The following is a 17,648-nucleotide window of genomic DNA, read 5'->3' as shown; positions in this document are numbered from 1 at the left end:
TTGATCGATATATTCAGGTGGTTTCCGCGCGCGCCGCCCGGGCAGGCCGGTCGGCAAAGCGGGGAGCAAGCGAAAGCAACACGATGGCGCCGATCAATATTCCGGCACCGATCAGTTCGGCGGGGCGCGGATGCGGCAGCCCCCAGACCCAGGCGAGGATCAGCGCACCGCCGACGCCAGCGACCAGGCTCGCGGCACGCTCCAGCGGCACGCAATACGCGTTCTCACGCGGGTCGAGCAGGATGATGATCGCAAACACCGACACGATGGTCAGCGTCAGGCCGATGCCGAACAGCGGCAGAATCACAGGATCGGTCCACACCGAAATGAACCCCCAACCGAGCGCACCCGATTGACTGCCGATGCCCGATGCCGAAATCGCCGCGAGGATCGCCACCGACAGCGGCAGCGCGAAGACTTTTTCCTCGACGAAATACTGGCGCACCGATGCCGGATCGCCGCTCTTCGACACCTTGGTCATCACGACCAGCCGGACGAAATAGCCGATCGTGTAAAGCACCACCGTCAGGATCGCGAGCGGCGGCAAATACAGACCACCACGATCCTTCAGCGTGATGACCATGGCGATCAGCACCATCACCAGTGCCGCCCAGCTCCACCAGCGCACACGCCGACCAAAGATCAGATCGACGATCGGCGCGATCAACAGGATGTCGCCGCGCATCAGCAACTGGATGAAGGGAATGCTCACGCCCTCGAACGTGAAAGACAGCGGCACCGTGAACAGCACCAGCGCGGTGCCAAGCCCCGAATACATCGTATATTTGGTCGGCACCGGAATACGGCGGCCGAGGAACATCACGCCATGCGCGTCCTTGTGCCAGCCCGACCACCAGATGAAGAGGTAAGTCAGCACAAGTGAAATGATGAGCGAAGCGGGCAGCGTCTCCAGCCCCGTCAGCGGACGGCCAAGGCCGGGATGCACTGCGCTCGTCACTAATTTTGTGATGATGACGTTGGGCAGATAGGCGATAAGATAGAGGAAGACATAGCCTTCCAACGGGAAACCGGAGGCGGTGCCGGCCTTGTTCTTGCTCATGCCGCCATCTCCAGTTCGACCATGTTGTCGCCGACGCGGTAGCGGGCGTTGAGGCCAGCTTCCTGGGTTACGGCAGTCATGTAATCGACGACCTCGGCATGCCGTTCGCTGCCGCGTTCGACGAAGCGGGGGGTGGCGTCGCGGTCGATGTAGAGCGGCAGGAAGCCCGAGCGGACGATCTTGCCGCCCGCGATTTCGAACCGCGCGACCATCGACAGCCGCGATGCCTTGGGGAAATTATACAGGCTGTCGAAATCCGGCTCCCATTCCTCGGCCAGCACGCGGATTTCATTGAAGCTCTTCGACGCCGCGTGGACCGGGTCCATCCGCAAATCGGTCGCGAAATTGCACAATGAATAGAAGACCGGCGCGCCGTCGATGACCTCACACCCCTTCAGGATATGCGCATGCCCGCCCAGAATTGCGTTGGCACCTGCAGCGACCGCCGCGCGCGCCACATCGCGCTGATAATCGGCAATGCTCGCACGGACGAAATGAATGCCCCAATGCAGCGACACGAACACCAGATCGGCATCGGCCTTGGCCGCACGAATATCCGCCTCCAGCGCCGCCAGATCCTCGCGGTGCGGATAGGTATGGACGCGCGCAGACGTGCCGGGCTGGTCATGCTCGATCTGTTCGTAGATCGTGTGCGCACGCATCGGTGCGCAGCCAGGACGGCGCTCCTCCGCCCAGTAACTGTGCGGCAGGATCGTGCAGTAAGCGAGAATTGCGACCCGCGTGCCATCCCCCAGCGTGATCTTCACCGGCTGACGCGCCTCGACGATATTCGCCCCCGCGCCGACGACCTTCAGCCCGGCGCGTTCCAAGTTGGCACGCGTCTCGAAAAACGCATCATTGCCCCAGTCGAGCACATGATTGCCCGCCATCGAGATTACGTCGAACCCGGCCCGCGCCAGCGCATCCGCGCCATCGGGCCGCGCCAATACCGCGTGCCGCGCCTGCGGCAGCCGCACGCCCCGTTCTGCAAAGCTGGTTTCCAGCTGGGCGAAGGCGATGTCGGCGGCATGCAGAACGTCGCGCGTGGCGATGTAGCTCTCGTCGTAATTGTCGCGGTCGGGCGCGAGGTCGCCGGCGGCGAGGAAGATATGAGTCATGCCGCCACCGCAAAGGTAACCGGCGCGGACAAGGCACCAATCTCCGGGAAACGCGTCGGCTTGGGCTCGCCCGACAATTCAAAGCCGGGAGCAGCCGCGAGCAGTTCCTCCAACGCCACGATCAGTTCCAGCCGCGCCAGCGCTGCACCGACGCACATATGCGGGCCGCGACCAAAGGCGATCGAATCCTTCATGTTCGGTCGGTCGATGCGGAATTCGTCGGGTGCCTCGAACACATCCTCGTCGCGATTAGCGGAAGCATAGACCAAAGCGATCGGCTCACCCGCCGGGATCGTACGACCGCGGATCGTGACATCGGTGACGGCGGTGCGCGCGAACCCGCGATAGGGCGTGTAGAGCCGCAGAAATTCCTCGATCGCGGCGGGCACCAATGTCGGGTCGGCACGCAGCCGGTCCTGCAACGCCGGGTCGCGGCTCAAATGCACGGCGATCGACCCGATCATCACGCTCGGCGCGATGATGCCGACCACCAGCACCTGTCGGATCGTGCCGACGATCATCTCCTCCGGCAACGGCTCGCCATCGACGCGCACGGCGAGCAACGCGCTGGTCGCGTCCTCGTCCACCGGCATAGGGTTCGCCTTGCGGTCGGCTACGATGCCCCGCGCCATATCGTACAACACCGCGCTCGACAGCTTGGTCGAGTCCATGTCGTTCGACTGGACCGCGATATTGTAGCGCTGGCCCACCCGCGTCAGTTCCGCGACCGCTTCAGGCGGCAGATTCATCCAGTTGGCGAAGGTTGCGATCGGCATATGCGCGGAGAAATCGGCGACGATATCGCCCCCGCCCTTTGCCACCATCTTCGCCAGCAGGTCGCGGCAAATCCCGCGCACCACCGGCTCCAGCTTGGCGACCTTGCGCTCGGTCAACAGCGGCGCGAGCGCGCGGCGATAGGGCGTATGTTCGGGCGGATCGAGATGCAGCGGCGGGCGACGCCCGGTGAACGCGACCTTCGGCACGACATTCTGCTGCGAGGTGATGAACGTCTGCCAGTCCGCCGCAGCATTGGACACATCGTCATGCTTCATAAGCGCCCAAAAGCCGCCCCACGCGTCGCTATGGGCCACCGGACACTTCGCGCGAAGTGCGGCATACTCTCCATTCGCGCTGTCGAACGTTTCCGGTAAAAGCGGATCGAAGTCATGCGTCATAACAATTCAATTACGCCGCGATGAAAGCGCTTGCAATCCCTTTTTGCATTTCGCCGCGCTTCGGGCTTAAGTAGCGATAATGGCAGGGCGCAATCCGAGACTGGAGGACGTGGCGGCGATGGCGGGCGTGTCCGCCGCGACGGTATCGCGCTACCTCAACAGCCCCGAAGTCGTGGCGGCCGCGACCGGAATGCGCATCCGCGAAGCCATTGAGACCACCGGCTATATCCAGAATCTCGCGGCCGGCGCCCTTGCCAGCAGCCGGTCGAAACTGATCGCGGCACTGGTCCCCGATATCGCCCAGTCAATCTTCAACGACACGGTCGAAGCGATGATCGACGAACTGGCGATGGACGGCAACAGCGTGATGCTGTCGCTCACCGGCCCCGACAATCACCGGCTGGTGCGCGAAATCAACATGGCGCTCGCCCGCCGCGTCGATGCGATCATCCTGACCGGGATCGTGTCGGACGCCGGGATGCGGCAAAAACTCCGCTCCGCCGGCATCACCGTGATCGAAACCTGGGGCTTGCCCGAAGACCCGATCGACGTCGCCATCGGCTTTTCCCACCGTGCAGCGGGCGAAGAGATGGCCCGCTTCCTGCGCCAGCGCGGCTATCGCCGCCCCCACCTCGTCGTCCCCACCTCCACCCGATCGGAACGCCGGGCGAGCGGGTTTATCACACGCTGGCTGCACGATGGCGGGATCGAACCGACTCGCCTCGACGTCAATGTGCCGAGCCATTTCGGGCAAGGTCGCCTCTCCTATCGCGCGCTCAGCGACCTGCCCGAACGCCCGGATGTCGTCGTGTGCGGCTCCGACTGGATCGCGCAGGGGCTGATCGTCGAGGCGCAGGCGGCGGGCATTCGTGTGCCCGATCAGCTGGCGGTGACGGGCTTCGGCAATCTGCGCATGGCGGGCGATATGCGCCCCACCATCACCTCGGTCGATGTCGATGGCGCGCGCATCGCCCGCGAAGTGCTGCGCGTATTGCGCGCACGCGCGGCGGGCCAGGATGTCGAAACGCGCATCGATGTCGGTTTCCGGGTGATCGCGCGAGAGAGTGCATGAAAGGGCTTGCATAACCGCATTCTCGAGTTAGCTTTGTTACATAACAAGTTTGGGAGCGGGACGATGCGGAACGGCTTTTTGGCGTTGGGGATCATGCTGCTCGGCGGCACCGCGCTGGCGCAGGTGGCACAGAACGCACCGGGTGCCGCGGACCTCGCCAAGCGCGAAGCCGAAATCCGCGCGGCGGCGGCCAAGCTGCCCGACACCCCCGGCACCGGACCATTCGCGGCGATCAAGGAAGTCGATCCCACCCTGCCCGACCATGTCGTCTATCGCCCCGCCGACCTGTCGAAACTGGACGGCAAGAAGCTCGGCATTCTCATCTGGGGCAATGGCGGGTGCCGCGACGACGGGGCCAGCGCCCGCTTCCACCTCGCCCAGATCGCATCGCACGGTTATCTGGTGATCGCGCCGGGCAATGTGTTGAGCGGGCCAGGAGCCGTCACCGCCCCGCCCCGTCCCACCGATGGCAGCGTGGCGACGCGCGAGGGCGTGGCGACGACCTGGCTCGACGTGCTGGCCGGGCTGGACTGGGCGCTGATCGAAAATGGTCGTGAGGGCAGCCGCTACAAAGGGTTGATCGACCCGGCACAGGTCGCCGTCGCGGGCCATAGCTGTGGCGGCCTGCAAGCGATTCAGGCGGGCGCGGACAAGCGCATCAAGACCGTCATCGTCCACAATAGCGGCGTGTTCACCGACGGCACCAACCCGATCAAGGGCGTGACCGTCGACAAGTCGATGCTCAAATCGCTGCATACGCCCACGCTCTATGTGCTGGGCGGTAAAGGCGATGTCGCCTGGCCCAACGGGACCGATGATTACGCAAAGATCGCCCACATCCCCGTCGCACTCGTCGATGCCGATGTCGGCCATGGCGGCACCTTCCGCGAAGCCAATGGCGGCGATGTCGCACGCTTTTCGGTCGACTGGCTGAACTGGCAGTTGCGCGGCGACAAGGCGGCGGCGAAGCGGTTTACCGGCAAGGACTGCGGCTTGTGCAGCGACCCGAAATGGAAGATCGAACGCAAGCGGATTTGATCTAGCGTCGCGTCCCGCCAACCCGCACGATCGTCGCGCTCCCCTGCACTTCGGTCGGCATATACAGCCCCGACCCGGTGACCTTCACCGCGCCATGCCGCGCGCTGTCGATCGTTGCGCGCAGCAGGAAATCGCCCTCGCGCCGTTCGGCAATCGCTTTCCGCGCTGCGGCGAGCACCTTGTCGTAATCCTTCTTGAAGTCGTGGACGAGGCCAGCCTCGACATCGCGCACCACGGTCTCATCCAGGAAATAGCTGATGAGCAGATTCGCCGCCTCACGATCGGTACGCCCGAAAATCTTCAGGTCGCGCACGCGCACTACTTCGGACCCCGGCGCATTGACCGGTATGCCGGTCAGCCAGATCTCGCCGCGCGTCGCGTCCAGCGGCCCGCTGACCAGATCCGCAGACGCCTCGATCCCCACCGCGATCCGTCCACCGCTGGTGGGATAGAGCGTGACCTTACCGAACGAAATCTTGACCTCGCCCAGCCCTTCCAGCTCGATCTTCTTGCGCGCCAATTTGTCCAGCGCGCGTTTCAGCACCGGCTCAAGCTGCGCGTAATCGGCCAATACGGGGATGTGAACGCGCAGTCCGCGCGCTTCCGGCATGTTGCGCAACGGCGGCGGCAGCGGCGTTGGCTTGGGATTGGCGGGCCGGTCCCCGACAAACGTCTCGGCAAAGGCGCGGGCGGCAACATTGGCCTCCAGCGTGCGGCCTTTCAGCCGATAGCCGCCAAAGCCAAGTGCATCCGGCGTCACCCGCATCCATGCCGGCGGGCGTTCGCGGTTCAATTCGATCGTCGTAAAAGCATCGCGCCACGCGCCCGCAACCAGTGCGCGGACCTCGCCCCTGGGCAGCGATCGCGGCAGGCTGCGCTCCAGACCGGCGATCACCCGCACCAGTTCCTTGTCGGCGCGTTTGGCGAAATCGATCCGTTGACCCAGAATGTCGATCCCCGGCGGATCGGTCCAGTTATAGGCAAGATCGACCTTCGCCACCGGCTCCCAGCGCGGGTCGATCCCCAGCCGCACCGTGGCGCGTACCATCGCCCCACCCGTCGCCGTTTCCTGTCTGATGATACCGCCGACGTCGCGCGCCTGCACCACCGCGCGCACGGGCATTGCCAGCGTGATCGTCTCCCCGCTCCCGCCCAGCCGGATTTGCCCGCGCGTCACCCGGCCGACGATGCGACAGGCGATGTCTGGGGTAACCTTCATCCGTTTGACCCCGATCTTGCAAGGCACATCGCGGCATTCCTTGCCCTTGCATTTGCGCACATGTTTCAGGCAAACGGTGACGCGCGCGGGCGCGACGCAGGTGCGACGCTCGTCGATCGACCACAGCGATTGCGGGGTCGCGCGGTTAAGCTCGGCCTGAAGCTGGTCGAGGCTGACGCGCACCGGCACATTGAGCGTCGATGCGGTCTTGGGCGGCGTAAATGCGGTGTCGAGGCGCGGCGGCACCGGGAAATCGGTCGTCTTTTTGTCGCACGACGCCAGTAGCGGCACCCACAGCAGCGCCAGTGCCACCAATATCCGCCGCGATATCCCGAACCCGCTCATGCTCGCCCCCTGATTGACAGCTATAACGCCGCCGGGATTAAAGCTATCCGTTCCACTATTTGCATGTCCCGCCGCGCACGCACGGGCGCAGCATCGGCGCAGGCATATGGGCCACGAACACCGCCGGAGTCGCGGGCCATTTGCCGTTGGCAATACGCTGGTCGAGATAGCGGATCGTCGCCAGCGTCGTCGCGGTATCGAACGTGCAATGCCCCGCGCCATTCACGTACAGGCTCTTCACGCCCCGCCCCCGCGCCGCCTCGGCATAGCCGCGCTGCAATGCGGGCGGGGTCATCCCGTCGCCGATCGTCTGCACCGCGACCAGCGGCACCAGCGGGCGCGCGTTCGGCGTGTAGTTGGCGCGCATATAATCGACGGCAGAGGGCTTGGCGGCAATCCGCTTGCCCGCATTAAGCCGCGCCAGATCGGCATCCAGCTTCAGCCCCGCCTTGGCATACAGCGCCGCCACCATCGCCCACCGCCCCGACCGGGCAAGCTGTGCGCGGTAATCGACGCCGGTGTTCCAGCTGAACGCGCCGCCCGCGCGCTTTTCCTGATCGGTGCGCGGCAGATAGGTGCCCATGACGAACGCGCGCGCGATCTCGTCGGCCTGTGCATCGTAATCGGTCGCGGCGGGTTCCGGCTTGTCGCGGCTGGTCCAGTGCGGAATGCCCGACAGCACCCCCGCCAGCGCAACGCGGGCGCGGCCCTCGGGCGTCTTTACCGCAGCCGTCAGCGCATCCTGTGCGCGCTTGCCGTTGACGCGGTCGTCATCAACATCGACCAGCCGGATGCGGGCATCCGTCGCGACCAGCAGGCGAAACGCATAGGCACCGTCCAGCGCCATGTTCATCATCCCCAGCGATCCACCGATCGACGCGCACATCGCCGCGGCACCGTCGATCCCGCTGCCCTTGATCTCGGCCAGCGCAGTGCTGACCAGACCGCCCATCGACGATCCCCACGCGATCACGCGCTTCGGCTTGCCGTATTTCGCCGCGAACGCCGCGATCGTCGCGCGCTGGGCTGGCACCGCCTCTTCGACCGACCAGCCGCCGCTGCCATAATCCGACCCGGCGATGGCGTAACCCGCATCCAGCAGCGCCTGACGATGTGGTTTCGGCGCGGCGGCAGGGTTGCCGACATTGGGGGAATAACCGCGACTGTAGAGCAGCAGCGTCCCGTTCCACTTGGCTGGAACCTCCGCCTCCCAGCGCGCGCCGCCGGGAAGGGCTTCCGGCGCCGGCGCGGACTGCCCGATGATCGCATGTGGCCATGCCAGTGCTACCGTCACCGCCGCCAAAATCGCCTTGCGCCGCATCGCTCGCTCCTTTTCGCTTGCATGTCGAATAGGATCGATGAAAGCGTTTGCAAAGAATGTTTTGTGATAAAGCTATTTCCGCCGAAATCGTGCAGCATTTCGCTGACCTGACCTTCGATGCGCTGCCGCCCGCCACCGTTCACGCGACCCGCCGCGCGCTGCTCGATGCGCTCGGCGTGATGCTGGGGGCGAGCGGGTTGAGCGAGGATGCCCTGCCCTATCGCACCCATGCGCTGGCTGCGTCCGGGCCGTCGCGGTTGATCGGGTTCGAGACGCGGGCGACACCCTCGCTGGCGGCGCTGGCCAACGGTGCGCTCGCCCATGCGCTCGATTTTGGAGACACGTTCGACGCCGGACCGGCGCATCCCAACGCGGCGCTCGTCCCCGCATTGCTGGCGCTGGGGGATGCCGATCCGGGCATCGTCTTCGCCGACGTCCTCACGGCTATGACAGCGGGCAGCGACCTCGCCTGCCGCCTCTCGCTCGCCCCGCCCCGCGCTTATGAGGAGGGCGGCTGGTATCCGCCCCCACTCGTCAACCTCATCGCCACGGCGGCCGGATGCTCAAAGCTGCTCGGCCTCGACGCCGATGGCATCCGCAACGCGATGGGCCTCGCGCTGGTGCAGGGCGCGTTCCCCAGCGAGATTAAATACGACGCCAGCTCTCCGATGCGCGGCGTGCGCGAAGGCTTCGTCGCACGTGCAGCGGTGGAAGCAGCATTGCTCGCACAGGTCGGCGCGACCGCCTTCGCCGAACCGCTGGAAGGCAAGGCCGGCTTCTTCGCCATCTATGGCGGCGGGCCGCCCAAGGACGTGCTACTCGACGGGCTCGGCACGTTCTTTTTTGGCGATCAGGTCAGCTTCAAGCCTTGGCCAGCCTGTCGCGGCACGCACCCCTATATCGAGGCAGCGCTGGCGCTGCGCGACCGGGTCGATCTGACCGCAGTCGAGCGGATCGAGGCGGAAACCGGCCCGATCCAGGAAATGCTGATCCGCCCGCAGCCGGTAAAGGCCGCGCCGACCAAGGCGATCGAAGCCAAGTTCAGCATTCCTTACACGGTCGCTGCGGCGCTGCTCGATGGCGCGGTCACCCTCGCCACCTTCCTCCCCGCCCGCATCAATGACGCCCACACACGCGCACTCTCGGCGAAAGTCGTCGAAGTCCGCAACCCCGACTGGACCCGCGCGCACGCTGCCAGCGGATCGCTGACTTTCGTGATGCGGGACGGCACGCGGCATATTCACCGCATCATGCAGGCGGCTGGTCACCCCGACAAACCAATCGCCGATTCGACGCTGCTTACCAAATTCGCCGCCTGCGCCGCCTACGCCGCCACACCGATCAGCCCGGAAAATGCTGCGCGTCTGGCGCAGCAAATCCTCGATTTTCCGCCAAATTCGCCCGCGTGCAATCTGCTCGATTGAAGGCACTTGCATCGGACGATTTTAGGTTATATCACATAACAATAAACAGGAGAGGCGCTATGGCCACGATTGCACCGCCGGCACCCGGCCGGACCTTTGACCGTATCAATCCCGTCACTGGCGAGGTCGCCACCACCGCGAACGCCGCGAGCATCGACGACGCCAATGCCGCAGTCGAAGCCGCCGCTGCCGCCTTTCCCGCATGGTCCGCGCTCGGCCCCAACGCCCGCCGCGCCGCGCTGAACAAGGCAGCCGACGCGCTTGCGGGCAAAGCCGATCAGTTCGTCGATGCGATGATGGGCGAAATCGGCGCGACCGAGGGCTGGGCGCGCTTCAACCTAATGCTCGCCGTCGGCATGGTCCGCGAAGCCGCAGCGCTCACCACCCAGATCGGCGGCGAAGTCATCCCGTCGGACAAGCCCGGCTGCATCGCGATGGCGCTGCGTGAGCCGGTCGGCGTGATGCTGGGCATCGCGCCGTGGAATGCGCCGATCATCCTGGGCGTCCGCGCGGTTGCGGTGCCGCTGGCATGCGGCAATACGGTGGTCCTAAAGGCCAGCGAGCAATGCCCGCGCACGCATTCGCTGATCGCCGAAGCGTTCGACGAGGCGCTGCCCAAGGGCGCGGTCAGCATCGTCACCAACTCGCCCGCCGACGCGCCCGAGATCGTCGGCGCACTGATCGACCATCCGGCGATCCGCCGCATCAACTTCACCGGCTCCACCGCGGTCGGCAAGATCATCGCCGTGCGCGCTGCCGGACATCTGAAGCCAGTGCTGCTCGAACTCGGCGGTAAGGCGCCGATGATCGTGCTCGACGATGCCGATCTCGACGAAGCGGTCAAAGCCGCCGCGTTCGGCGCGTTCATGAATCAAGGTCAGATCTGCATGTCGACCGAGCGGATCATCGTCGTCGACAGCGTTGCCGACGCGTTTGTCGAAAAATTCGCGGCCAAGGTCGGCTCGATGCCGGTAGGCGACCCTCGTGAAGGCAAGACCCCGCTTGGCGCGGTTGTCGATCAGAAGACCGTCGATCACGTCAAATCCCTGATCGCCGACGCGCTCGGCGCGGGCGCGGTGCAGGTCAATGGCGGCGATGCGAACGGCGTGCTCATGCCCGCGCATGTCATCGACAAAGTGACGCCGTCGATGAAATTGTTCCGCAACGAAAGCTTCGGCCCCGTCGTCGGCGTGATCCGCGCGCGCGACGAAGCGCATGCGATCGAACTCGCCAACGACACCGAATATGGCCTGTCCGCCGCCGTGTTCACCCGCGACACCGCACGCGGCCTGCGCGTCGCGCGCCAGATCAAGTCCGGCATCTGCCACCTCAACGGATCGACCGTGCATGACGAGGCGCAGATGCCGTTCGGTGGCGTCAAATCATCCGGTTACGGTCGGTTCGGCGGCAAGGCCGGGATCGACAGCTTCACTGAACTGCGCTGGATCACGATCGAGACCGAGCCTGGGCATTATCCGATTTAATTCAAGAACTTCGTCATTCCCATCTGTGTGGATTGACGGTCGCAAACAAGGGAAGTTCATGACCAACACCTCCGCCAACGGCGTCGTCGCCTACTCGATCGAAAACGGCATCGCTTGGGTCAACTTCAACCGCCCGGACAAGCGCAACGCGATGAGCCCGACGCTCAATCGCGACATGATGGAAGTGCTCGACCTGCTCGAACATGACGAGAATGTCGGCATTCTCGTCCTCGGTGGCGAAGGCCCGGCTTGGACTGCGGGCATGGACCTGAAGGAATATTTCCGCGAGTCCGAGGCGGACGGGCTGCGCGGTACGCGCAAGGCACAGCGTGAATCCTATGGCTGGTGGCGCCGCCTGCGCTGGTATCAGAAGCCGACGATTGCGATGGTCAATGGCTGGTGCTTCGGCGGCGGCTATGGCCCGCTCTTCGCCTGCGACCTCGCTTTTGCGGCGGAAGAGGCCAAGTTCGGCCTCAGCGAAATCAACTGGGGCATCCTGCCCGGCGGCGGCGCGACCAAGGTCGCGACCGAATTGCTGCCGTTCCGCAAGGCGATGTACCACGCGATGATGGGCGAGAATATCGACGGCAAGACCGCCGCCGAATGGGGACTGGTCAACGAGGCGATCCCGCTGGCAGGCCTGAAAGACCGCGTCACCGAAGTGGCCAAGGTGCTGCTCGCCAAGAACCCGGTCGCGCTGAAGGCGACCAAGGATGCCGTGCGCCGCGTCGGCACGATGACCTATGACGAAGCGGAGGATTATCTGATCCGCGCGCAGGAAGCCGCCAACAGCTATGACAATGACGGCCGCAAGGAAGGCATCCGCCAGTTCATCGACGAAAAGAGCTACAAGCCGGGTCTTGGGGCATACGACAAGGACCGCGTGAAGGTTTAAGCCTTACCCTCCCCGGCACGGGGAGGGGGACCACGCGCAGCATGGTGGAGGGGGAGCGAGGCAACGTAATCCGGTGCCGATCGCCCCCTCCGTCATCGCTTCGCGCTGCCACCTTCCCGTGCCGGGGAGGATTGAGAGAAGATTCAAATGCCCAACCTCTCCCGCCTGCTCACCCCGCGCTCGGTCGTCATCGTCGGCGCGTCGCCCACGACCGGATCGCTCGGCAATTCCGTGCTGCGCAACCTTGAACGTCACGGTTACGCGGGCGACATCCACCTCATCAATCCCAAGCGCGACGCGATCGACGGGCGCAAATGCCTCAATTCGATCGATCAGTTGCCCGAAGGCGTCGACGCCGCCGTCCTCGCCATCCCCGGTGGCGCGGTGCTTGGCGCGGTGCAAGCGCTGGCCGCACGGGGCGTCGGCGCGGCGATTATCTTCTCGGCCGGTTTCGCCGAGGGCGGCGAAGAGGGCCTTGCCGCACAGGCCGAAGTCGCCCGCATCGCGCACGAACATGGCATGATCGTCGAGGGGCCGAACTGCTTGGGCCTCGTCAACTATGCCGCGGGGATCCCGCTGACCTTCGTCGAAGCGCCTGTCCTCGACCTCACCGGCAAAGCGTGTGTGGGCATCGTCAGCCAGTCGGGCGCGATGGCGGTCGTGCTCGGCACCACGCTGATGGGCAAGGGCCTCGGCATCACCGCATCGATCTCGACCGGTAACGAAGCGGCGTCCGGTGTCGAGGATTATGTCGAACACCTCATCGCCGACCCCGCCACGCCCGCGATTGGCATGATCGTCGAGCAATTCCGCAAGCCCGCCCGCTTCCTCGCGCTGGCGGAACAGGCACGCGCTGCGGGCAAGCCGATCGTCCTGCTCCACCCCGGCACCTCCAGTGCTGCGCGCGAATCCGCCGCCACCCATACCGGCGCGATGGCAGGCGACTGGCAGTTGATGAAAGCCAAGGTCGAACGCGCGGGCGTCATCCTGGTCGACAGCCTCGAAGCACTTGGCGACGTCCTCGAACTCGCCGTCCGCGCAAAACCCGTGCGTAAGGGCGGCACCGCCGTCCTCACCGAATCCGGCGCATTCAAGGCACTAACGCTCGACCTCGCCGAACAGATCGGCCTCGGCCTGCCCGAAATGGCGGGCGCAACCGCCGCCGCGATGCGCGCCGCGATCCCCGATTTCATCCCCGTCTCGAACCCGATGGACCTGACCGCACAGGCGCTGGTCGATCCCGACCTTTATCGCCGCACGCTCGAACCCCTGCTGGCAGACGATAATTTCGCCGCGCTGGTGTTCGGCATTATCCAGACCGACGCAGCAACCTCGTCACGCAAATTCCCCGCGATCATCGACGCCGTGAAAACGCTGAACCCGCAAAAACCGGTGATCTTCGCCGGGATCGACGATGGCGCAGCCGTGCCCGCCGACTATATCGACGGTCTCCGCGAAATCGGTGTCGTCTATTTCCCCTCCCCCGACCGCGCCTTCCGCGCGCTGCGGCACTTGAATAAGCTGGCGGAGCGCGATTTTTCCACTGCCGACGCGACCCCAGTCACGCTCGACTTGCCGTCCGGCGTCATCCCCGAATATCGCGCCAAGCAGCTTCTCGCGCCGGTCGGTATCCCCTTCCCCGCCGGCGGCTTCGCTACGACCGCAGACGAGGCGAAGGCCATCGCAGCACAAGTCGGCTACCCCGTCGCAATCAAGGCCCAGTCCGCCGATCTCAGCCACAAGAGCGATGCCGGCGGCGTCATGCTCAACATCGCCGACGACGCCGCGCTCGATGCCGCATGGGCGAGGCTCTACGGCAACGTCGCCGCCTATGACGCGACGATCGCGCTCGACGGCGCGCAGGTCGAGGCGATGGGCAAGCGCGGCACCGAACTCATCATCGGCGCGCGCAACGATCCCGAATGGGGTCCGGTGATCCTCGCCGGCTTCGGCGGGGTTACGGCGGAATTGCTCCACGACGTTCGCCTTCTCCCGGTCGATCTGACTCACGACGCCATCGTCGCCGAACTGCGCAGCCTGAAACAGGGCGCGTTGCTCGACGGCTATCGCGGCTCCCCCGCGCTCGATGTCGATGCCGTGGCAAAGCTGATCGCAGGACTCGGCCGCGTCCTCGCGGGGACGCCCGCGATCCGCGAAATCGACCTCAACCCGGTCGTCGTCTATCCAAAGGGCGAAGGCGTCGTGGCGCTCGATGCGCTGATCCTGGCGGAGTAAGCCTAAACCGCCGTCGTCTCGCGTTTCTCGATCCGGCCCAGCAGATCGAGCAGCGTCGCCCGTTCGGCATCGCTGAATCCCGCGAGCATGCGGCGCTCATGCGCGTCGATCCGCGCCATACAATCCGTCAGCATCGCACGCCCGCTTGGTGTGATGCCCAGCGCAAAGGCGCGCCGGTCGCCCGGATCGACTTCGCGCGTAATCAGCCCGGCATCGACCAGTTCGTTGATGAGCGACACCATGTTCGCGCGCTTGATTCCCAGCACGCGCCCGACCGCGCCCTGATTGATCCGCGGGCTGCCCGCGACGACCGCAAGGATACCGACCAGCACCTGACGCATGTTGGTGCCGTCCATCGCCGCCGCGAAATCGCCCGCAAACGCCGCGAATGCACGGCGGAGGTGATAACCAACCAGGGGGCCGAGCGCCCCGACCATATTCTGTTCTTCAGCCATAGGATTGAGCGAAAGACACATTTTCGCCCGCGCCGTCAATCCGTGCATCGTTGAGATCGAAAACGTTGACGAATAGGATTGTTTATGTTCATATCAATTCGAGTCGCACAAAGCGGCCTGACATGGAGAGGGAGGAAGGCATGCGGAAAGCTTCACAGCTTTTGATCGGCGTCGGTTTCATGGCGTTGGGGATCGCCGGACAGGCGCACGCGCAAACGGCGGCGGAACCGGCGGAACAGACCGACGCGCAGGCACAGGCTGCGGATGAAGTCGTCGTGACCGGCACCAGCATTCGCGGCGTCGGCGCGCCAACCTCCCCTTCGGTCCAGCTCGACCGCGAAGATATCATTTCCAGCGGTGCGGCGACGACGTCCGATATCGCGCGCACATTGCCACAGGTCGTCAACCTCGGCTCCGACGAAAGCCGTCGTGGCGGCGCGCAGGACGCAGCGGCAAACCGCACGCGCACGTCCAGCATCAATTTGCGCGGTCTTTCGGACGAGGCGACGTTGCTGTTGCTCAACGGCAAACGCATCGCACCCGGCGGCACGATCCGCGCCCTCGCCGACCCCAGCGTCCTGCCCGGCCTTGCGCTTGAGCGGATCGAGATCGTTCCCGACGGTTCGTCGGCCATCTACGGTGCCGATGCCGTCGCCGGTGTGGTCAACCTCATCACGCGCCGCCCCTTCAATGGGGCCGAGGTCCAGCTGCGCTATGGCGGTGCCGACGGACTCGACCAGATGCAGGGCTCGCTGCTGCTCAGCCGCAAATGGAATGGCGGCGGCATCCTTGCTGCGTATGAATATTATTACCGCTCCAACCTGCTCGCCTCGGACCGCGACTTCACGTCGAGCGACCTGCGTTCGATCGGCGGTACCGACCAGCGTTCGACCTTCAGCGCGCCCGGCAACATCGTCGTCGGTGGCGTGCGCTACCCGCTGCCCAACGGAACCGGACGCGCGGTCACTGCAGGCCAGTTGACGCCCGGCAATCCCAATTTGTTCGACGCGGGACGTTGGGGCGATATCCTGCCCGAACAGGAGCGCCACTCGTTCTTCGTCAGCGCGTTTCAGGAAGTGACCGACCGGCTGACGCTCACCTATGAAGGCTTCTACAGCGACCGCAGCTATTACGAGCATGTCCTGCCGGTCACTGCGACGCTGACGGTACCGCGCAGCAACCCGTTCTTCGTCCATCCGACCAATCCGGCGGCGACGTCGGTGTCGGTCGAATACCGCTTCCTCGACGCGACCCGCAACGCCAACTGGTCCGGCTATGACAAGGGCTGGCGTCAAACGCTTGGCGCGCAGTACGACCTTGGCAGCGGCTGGCAGATCGATGCCTATGCCGCGTTCACCAAGAACCGCGGTCGTGCCCGCACGGCGGACGTCATCAACCTGCAATTCCTGCCGCTGGCGCTCGCTGACACAAATCCCGCCACCGCGTTCAACCCGTTCGGCAATGGCGACCTTGCCAACAATAACGGGGACACGCTGCGCAAGATCTGGGGCGTGCGCGACAGCTTCAACACCAATGAAGGGCGCGATTTCGTCGCCAAGCTCGACGGCCCGCTATTCGGAATCGGCGGCGGCGATGTGCGCATGGCCGTGGGCGCCGAATATCATGAGAGCAGCTTCAAATACACGATCTTCTCGTCGATCAAGAACCCTGCCAACGACCTGCTCGTCGATCGCAACCGTACCAAATCGCGCGACAACAAAGCCGTGTTCGGCGAGCTCTACATCCCGCTGGTCAGTTCGGAAAATGCGACGGGCGGGTTCCAGCAGCTGACCGTTCAGCTGGCGGGTCGTTACGAAGATTATTCCGACTTCGGCGACACCTTCAATCCAAAGATCGGCGTGATGTGGACCCCGATCGACGGGGTCAAACTTCGGGGCAGTTGGGGAACGTCGTTCCGCGCGCCGTCGCTGTTCGACAGTTCGGATGCCGCCTTCAACATCTTCATTCAGAATTTCACCGATGGCGGGGTCACGAAGCGCGGCATCTTCATGAATGGCGGCAACACCGGTCTTGCGCCGGAAAAGGCGACCACATGGTCGGTCGGCGCCGATTTCCAGCCCAGCGTCATTCCCGGCTTCACCGCGTCTGCAACCTATTACAACATCGCCTATAGCAACGTCGTCGGCGTGCTGCAGGCGGCGACGGTCCTCAGCAACGACGCACTTTATGGTCAGTATGTCATCCGGAATCCCACCGCGGCTCAAGTCGACGCCTTGTTGAACTCGCCCAATCTGGAGAGCGTACGCGAACCGGCCGCCAACATCCTGCTGATCGTCGATGGTCGCCGCGACAATCTGGGCGAGTTGAAGCAGGACGGTATCGACGTCCAGCTGAACCAGCGGTTTGATCTGGGCGGCAGTGCCATCACCGCCGGCCTTTACCTGACCCAGATTCTGAATCAGGAACGCTCGACCGCGCCGGGTGTCCCGTTCATCAATTCGTTGAACCTGATCGGTTTTCCGGTCGATACCCGCATCCGCGGTAACCTTGGCTGGGCAGATGCCAACTGGAACCTGAACGCCTATTGGAACCATGTCGGCGACTATCTGAACAACTCGATCACGCCGAACCAGCGGGTGAAGCCGTGGAACACGTTCGACGCCTCGATCAGCTACAAATTCGCGGACGAAGGCACGCTGAACGGTCTGCGCCTGACGCTCAGCGCACAGAATGTGTTCGACCGCGATCCGCCGGACGTCATCAACGGCACGTCGGCATGGGACAGCCAGAACGCTTCGCCGATCGGGCGCTTCATCGCGCTGGACATCCGCAAGTCGTTCTGAGGA

Annotated in this window: 13 protein-coding genes; 7 read left to right on the top strand and 6 right to left on the bottom strand. The window is 64.7% G+C overall.

Annotated elements, in window-relative coordinates; genetic code table 11:
* Positions 1–13: 13 nt before the first annotated feature.
* From U1702_RS02905 to U1702_RS02895, 3 genes are read right to left on the bottom strand one after another with little or no spacing between them, the layout of a single operon-like run.
* Positions 14–1,060: a hypothetical protein gene (locus U1702_RS02905; protein ID WP_332721890.1), complete on the bottom strand. Its 1,047-nt coding sequence runs from the start codon at positions 1,058–1,060 to the stop codon at positions 14–16.
* Positions 1,057–2,178, bottom strand: coding sequence for a CapA family protein (locus tag U1702_RS02900; protein WP_332721888.1), 1,122 nt, complete (start codon positions 2,176–2,178; stop codon positions 1,057–1,059). Before U1702_RS02900 ends, U1702_RS02905 begins: the two co-directional genes overlap by 4 nt.
* The gene (locus U1702_RS02895) at positions 2,175–3,353 is read right to left on the bottom strand and encodes a cytochrome P450 (RefSeq protein ID WP_332721886.1); all 1,179 of its coding nucleotides are present in this window, start codon (positions 3,351–3,353) and stop codon (positions 2,175–2,177) included. The genes U1702_RS02900 and U1702_RS02895 overlap by 4 nt, the downstream gene beginning before the upstream one ends.
* Before the next feature lie 79 nt (positions 3,354–3,432).
* Between U1702_RS02895 and U1702_RS02890 the strand changes: the two genes are divergently transcribed.
* Both U1702_RS02890 and U1702_RS02885 read left to right on the top strand, forming a co-directional pair.
* A complete protein-coding gene (locus U1702_RS02890) occupies positions 3,433–4,425 on the top strand; it encodes a LacI family DNA-binding transcriptional regulator (RefSeq protein ID WP_332721884.1) in 993 nt (330 codons plus the stop codon).
* A gap of 63 nt (positions 4,426–4,488) precedes the next feature.
* Positions 4,489–5,463, top strand: a complete 975-nt coding sequence (locus U1702_RS02885; RefSeq protein ID WP_332721883.1) for an alpha/beta hydrolase — start codon at positions 4,489–4,491, stop codon at positions 5,461–5,463.
* A 1-nt stretch (position 5,464) separates the two neighbouring features.
* On the opposite strand, the gene U1702_RS02880 is transcribed toward U1702_RS02885, so the two are convergent.
* Both U1702_RS02880 and U1702_RS02875 read right to left on the bottom strand, forming a co-directional pair.
* Positions 5,465–7,027: a DUF4403 family protein gene (locus tag U1702_RS02880; RefSeq protein WP_332721881.1), complete on the bottom strand. Its 1,563-nt coding sequence runs from the start codon at positions 7,025–7,027 to the stop codon at positions 5,465–5,467.
* Positions 7,028–7,082: 55 nt separating this feature from the next.
* Positions 7,083–8,348, bottom strand: coding sequence for an alpha/beta hydrolase family protein (locus U1702_RS02875; RefSeq protein WP_332721879.1), 1,266 nt, complete (start codon positions 8,346–8,348; stop codon positions 7,083–7,085).
* An 89-nt stretch (positions 8,349–8,437) separates the two neighbouring features.
* Here U1702_RS02875 and U1702_RS02870 point away from each other — a divergent pair, with 89 nt between their 5' ends.
* From U1702_RS02870 to U1702_RS02855, 4 genes are all read left to right on the top strand, one after another.
* Entirely contained in the window at positions 8,438–9,772 is a 1,335-nt protein-coding gene (locus U1702_RS02870) for an MmgE/PrpD family protein (protein WP_332721877.1), read from the top strand.
* A 59-nt stretch (positions 9,773–9,831) separates the two neighbouring features.
* Positions 9,832–11,256 carry an aldehyde dehydrogenase gene (locus tag U1702_RS02865; protein WP_332721875.1) on the top strand — a complete coding sequence of 475 codons (1,425 nt, stop codon included), beginning with the start codon at positions 9,832–9,834 and terminating at the stop codon, positions 11,254–11,256.
* 58 nt (positions 11,257–11,314) lie between these two features.
* Positions 11,315–12,151, top strand: a complete 837-nt coding sequence (locus U1702_RS02860) for a p-hydroxycinnamoyl CoA hydratase/lyase (RefSeq protein ID WP_332721873.1) — start codon at positions 11,315–11,317, stop codon at positions 12,149–12,151.
* A 147-nt stretch (positions 12,152–12,298) separates the two neighbouring features.
* Complete coding sequence (locus U1702_RS02855) at positions 12,299–14,386, top strand: acetate--CoA ligase family protein (RefSeq protein ID WP_332721871.1); 2,088 nt, start codon at positions 12,299–12,301, stop codon at positions 14,384–14,386.
* 2 nt (positions 14,387–14,388) lie between these two features.
* Here U1702_RS02855 and U1702_RS02850 read toward each other — a convergent pair whose 3' ends face one another.
* Complete coding sequence (locus tag U1702_RS02850) at positions 14,389–14,841, bottom strand: MarR family winged helix-turn-helix transcriptional regulator (protein ID WP_332721869.1); 453 nt, start codon at positions 14,839–14,841, stop codon at positions 14,389–14,391.
* A 140-nt stretch (positions 14,842–14,981) separates the two neighbouring features.
* Between U1702_RS02850 and U1702_RS02845 the strand changes: the two genes are divergently transcribed.
* Positions 14,982–17,645, top strand: a complete 2,664-nt coding sequence (locus tag U1702_RS02845; RefSeq protein ID WP_332721867.1) for a TonB-dependent receptor plug domain-containing protein — start codon at positions 14,982–14,984, stop codon at positions 17,643–17,645.
* Positions 17,646–17,648 lie beyond the last annotated feature (3 nt).

This window comes from Sphingomonas sp. LT1P40 (genome assembly GCF_036663835.1).
GTDB lineage: Bacteria > Pseudomonadota > Alphaproteobacteria > Sphingomonadales > Sphingomonadaceae > Sphingomonas.
This window is presented reverse-complemented; position numbering and strand designations above follow the sequence as displayed.

Excerpts from the sequence above, each read along its gene's own strand:
- U1702_RS02905 (WP_332721890.1), bottom strand. The coding sequence starts at position 1,060 with ATGAGCAAGAACAAGGCCGGCACCGCCTCCGGTTTCCCGTTGGAAGGC.
- U1702_RS02900 (WP_332721888.1), bottom strand. The coding sequence starts at position 2,178 with ATGACTCATATCTTCCTCGCCGCCGGCGACCTCGCGCCCGACCGCGAC.
- U1702_RS02895 (WP_332721886.1), bottom strand. The coding sequence starts at position 3,353 with ATGACGCATGACTTCGATCCGCTTTTACCGGAAACGTTCGACAGCGCG.
- U1702_RS02890 (WP_332721884.1), top strand. The coding sequence starts at position 3,433 with ATGGCAGGGCGCAATCCGAGACTGGAGGACGTGGCGGCGATGGCGGGC.
- U1702_RS02885 (WP_332721883.1), top strand. The coding sequence starts at position 4,489 with ATGCGGAACGGCTTTTTGGCGTTGGGGATCATGCTGCTCGGCGGCACC.
- U1702_RS02880 (WP_332721881.1), bottom strand. The coding sequence starts at position 7,027 with ATGAGCGGGTTCGGGATATCGCGGCGGATATTGGTGGCACTGGCGCTG.
- U1702_RS02875 (WP_332721879.1), bottom strand. The coding sequence starts at position 8,348 with ATGCGGCGCAAGGCGATTTTGGCGGCGGTGACGGTAGCACTGGCATGG.
- U1702_RS02865 (WP_332721875.1), top strand. The coding sequence starts at position 9,832 with ATGGCCACGATTGCACCGCCGGCACCCGGCCGGACCTTTGACCGTATC.
- U1702_RS02860 (WP_332721873.1), top strand. The coding sequence starts at position 11,315 with ATGACCAACACCTCCGCCAACGGCGTCGTCGCCTACTCGATCGAAAAC.
- U1702_RS02855 (WP_332721871.1), top strand. The coding sequence starts at position 12,299 with ATGCCCAACCTCTCCCGCCTGCTCACCCCGCGCTCGGTCGTCATCGTC.
- U1702_RS02850 (WP_332721869.1), bottom strand. The coding sequence starts at position 14,841 with ATGGCTGAAGAACAGAATATGGTCGGGGCGCTCGGCCCCCTGGTTGGT.
- U1702_RS02845 (WP_332721867.1), top strand. The coding sequence starts at position 14,982 with ATGCGGAAAGCTTCACAGCTTTTGATCGGCGTCGGTTTCATGGCGTTG.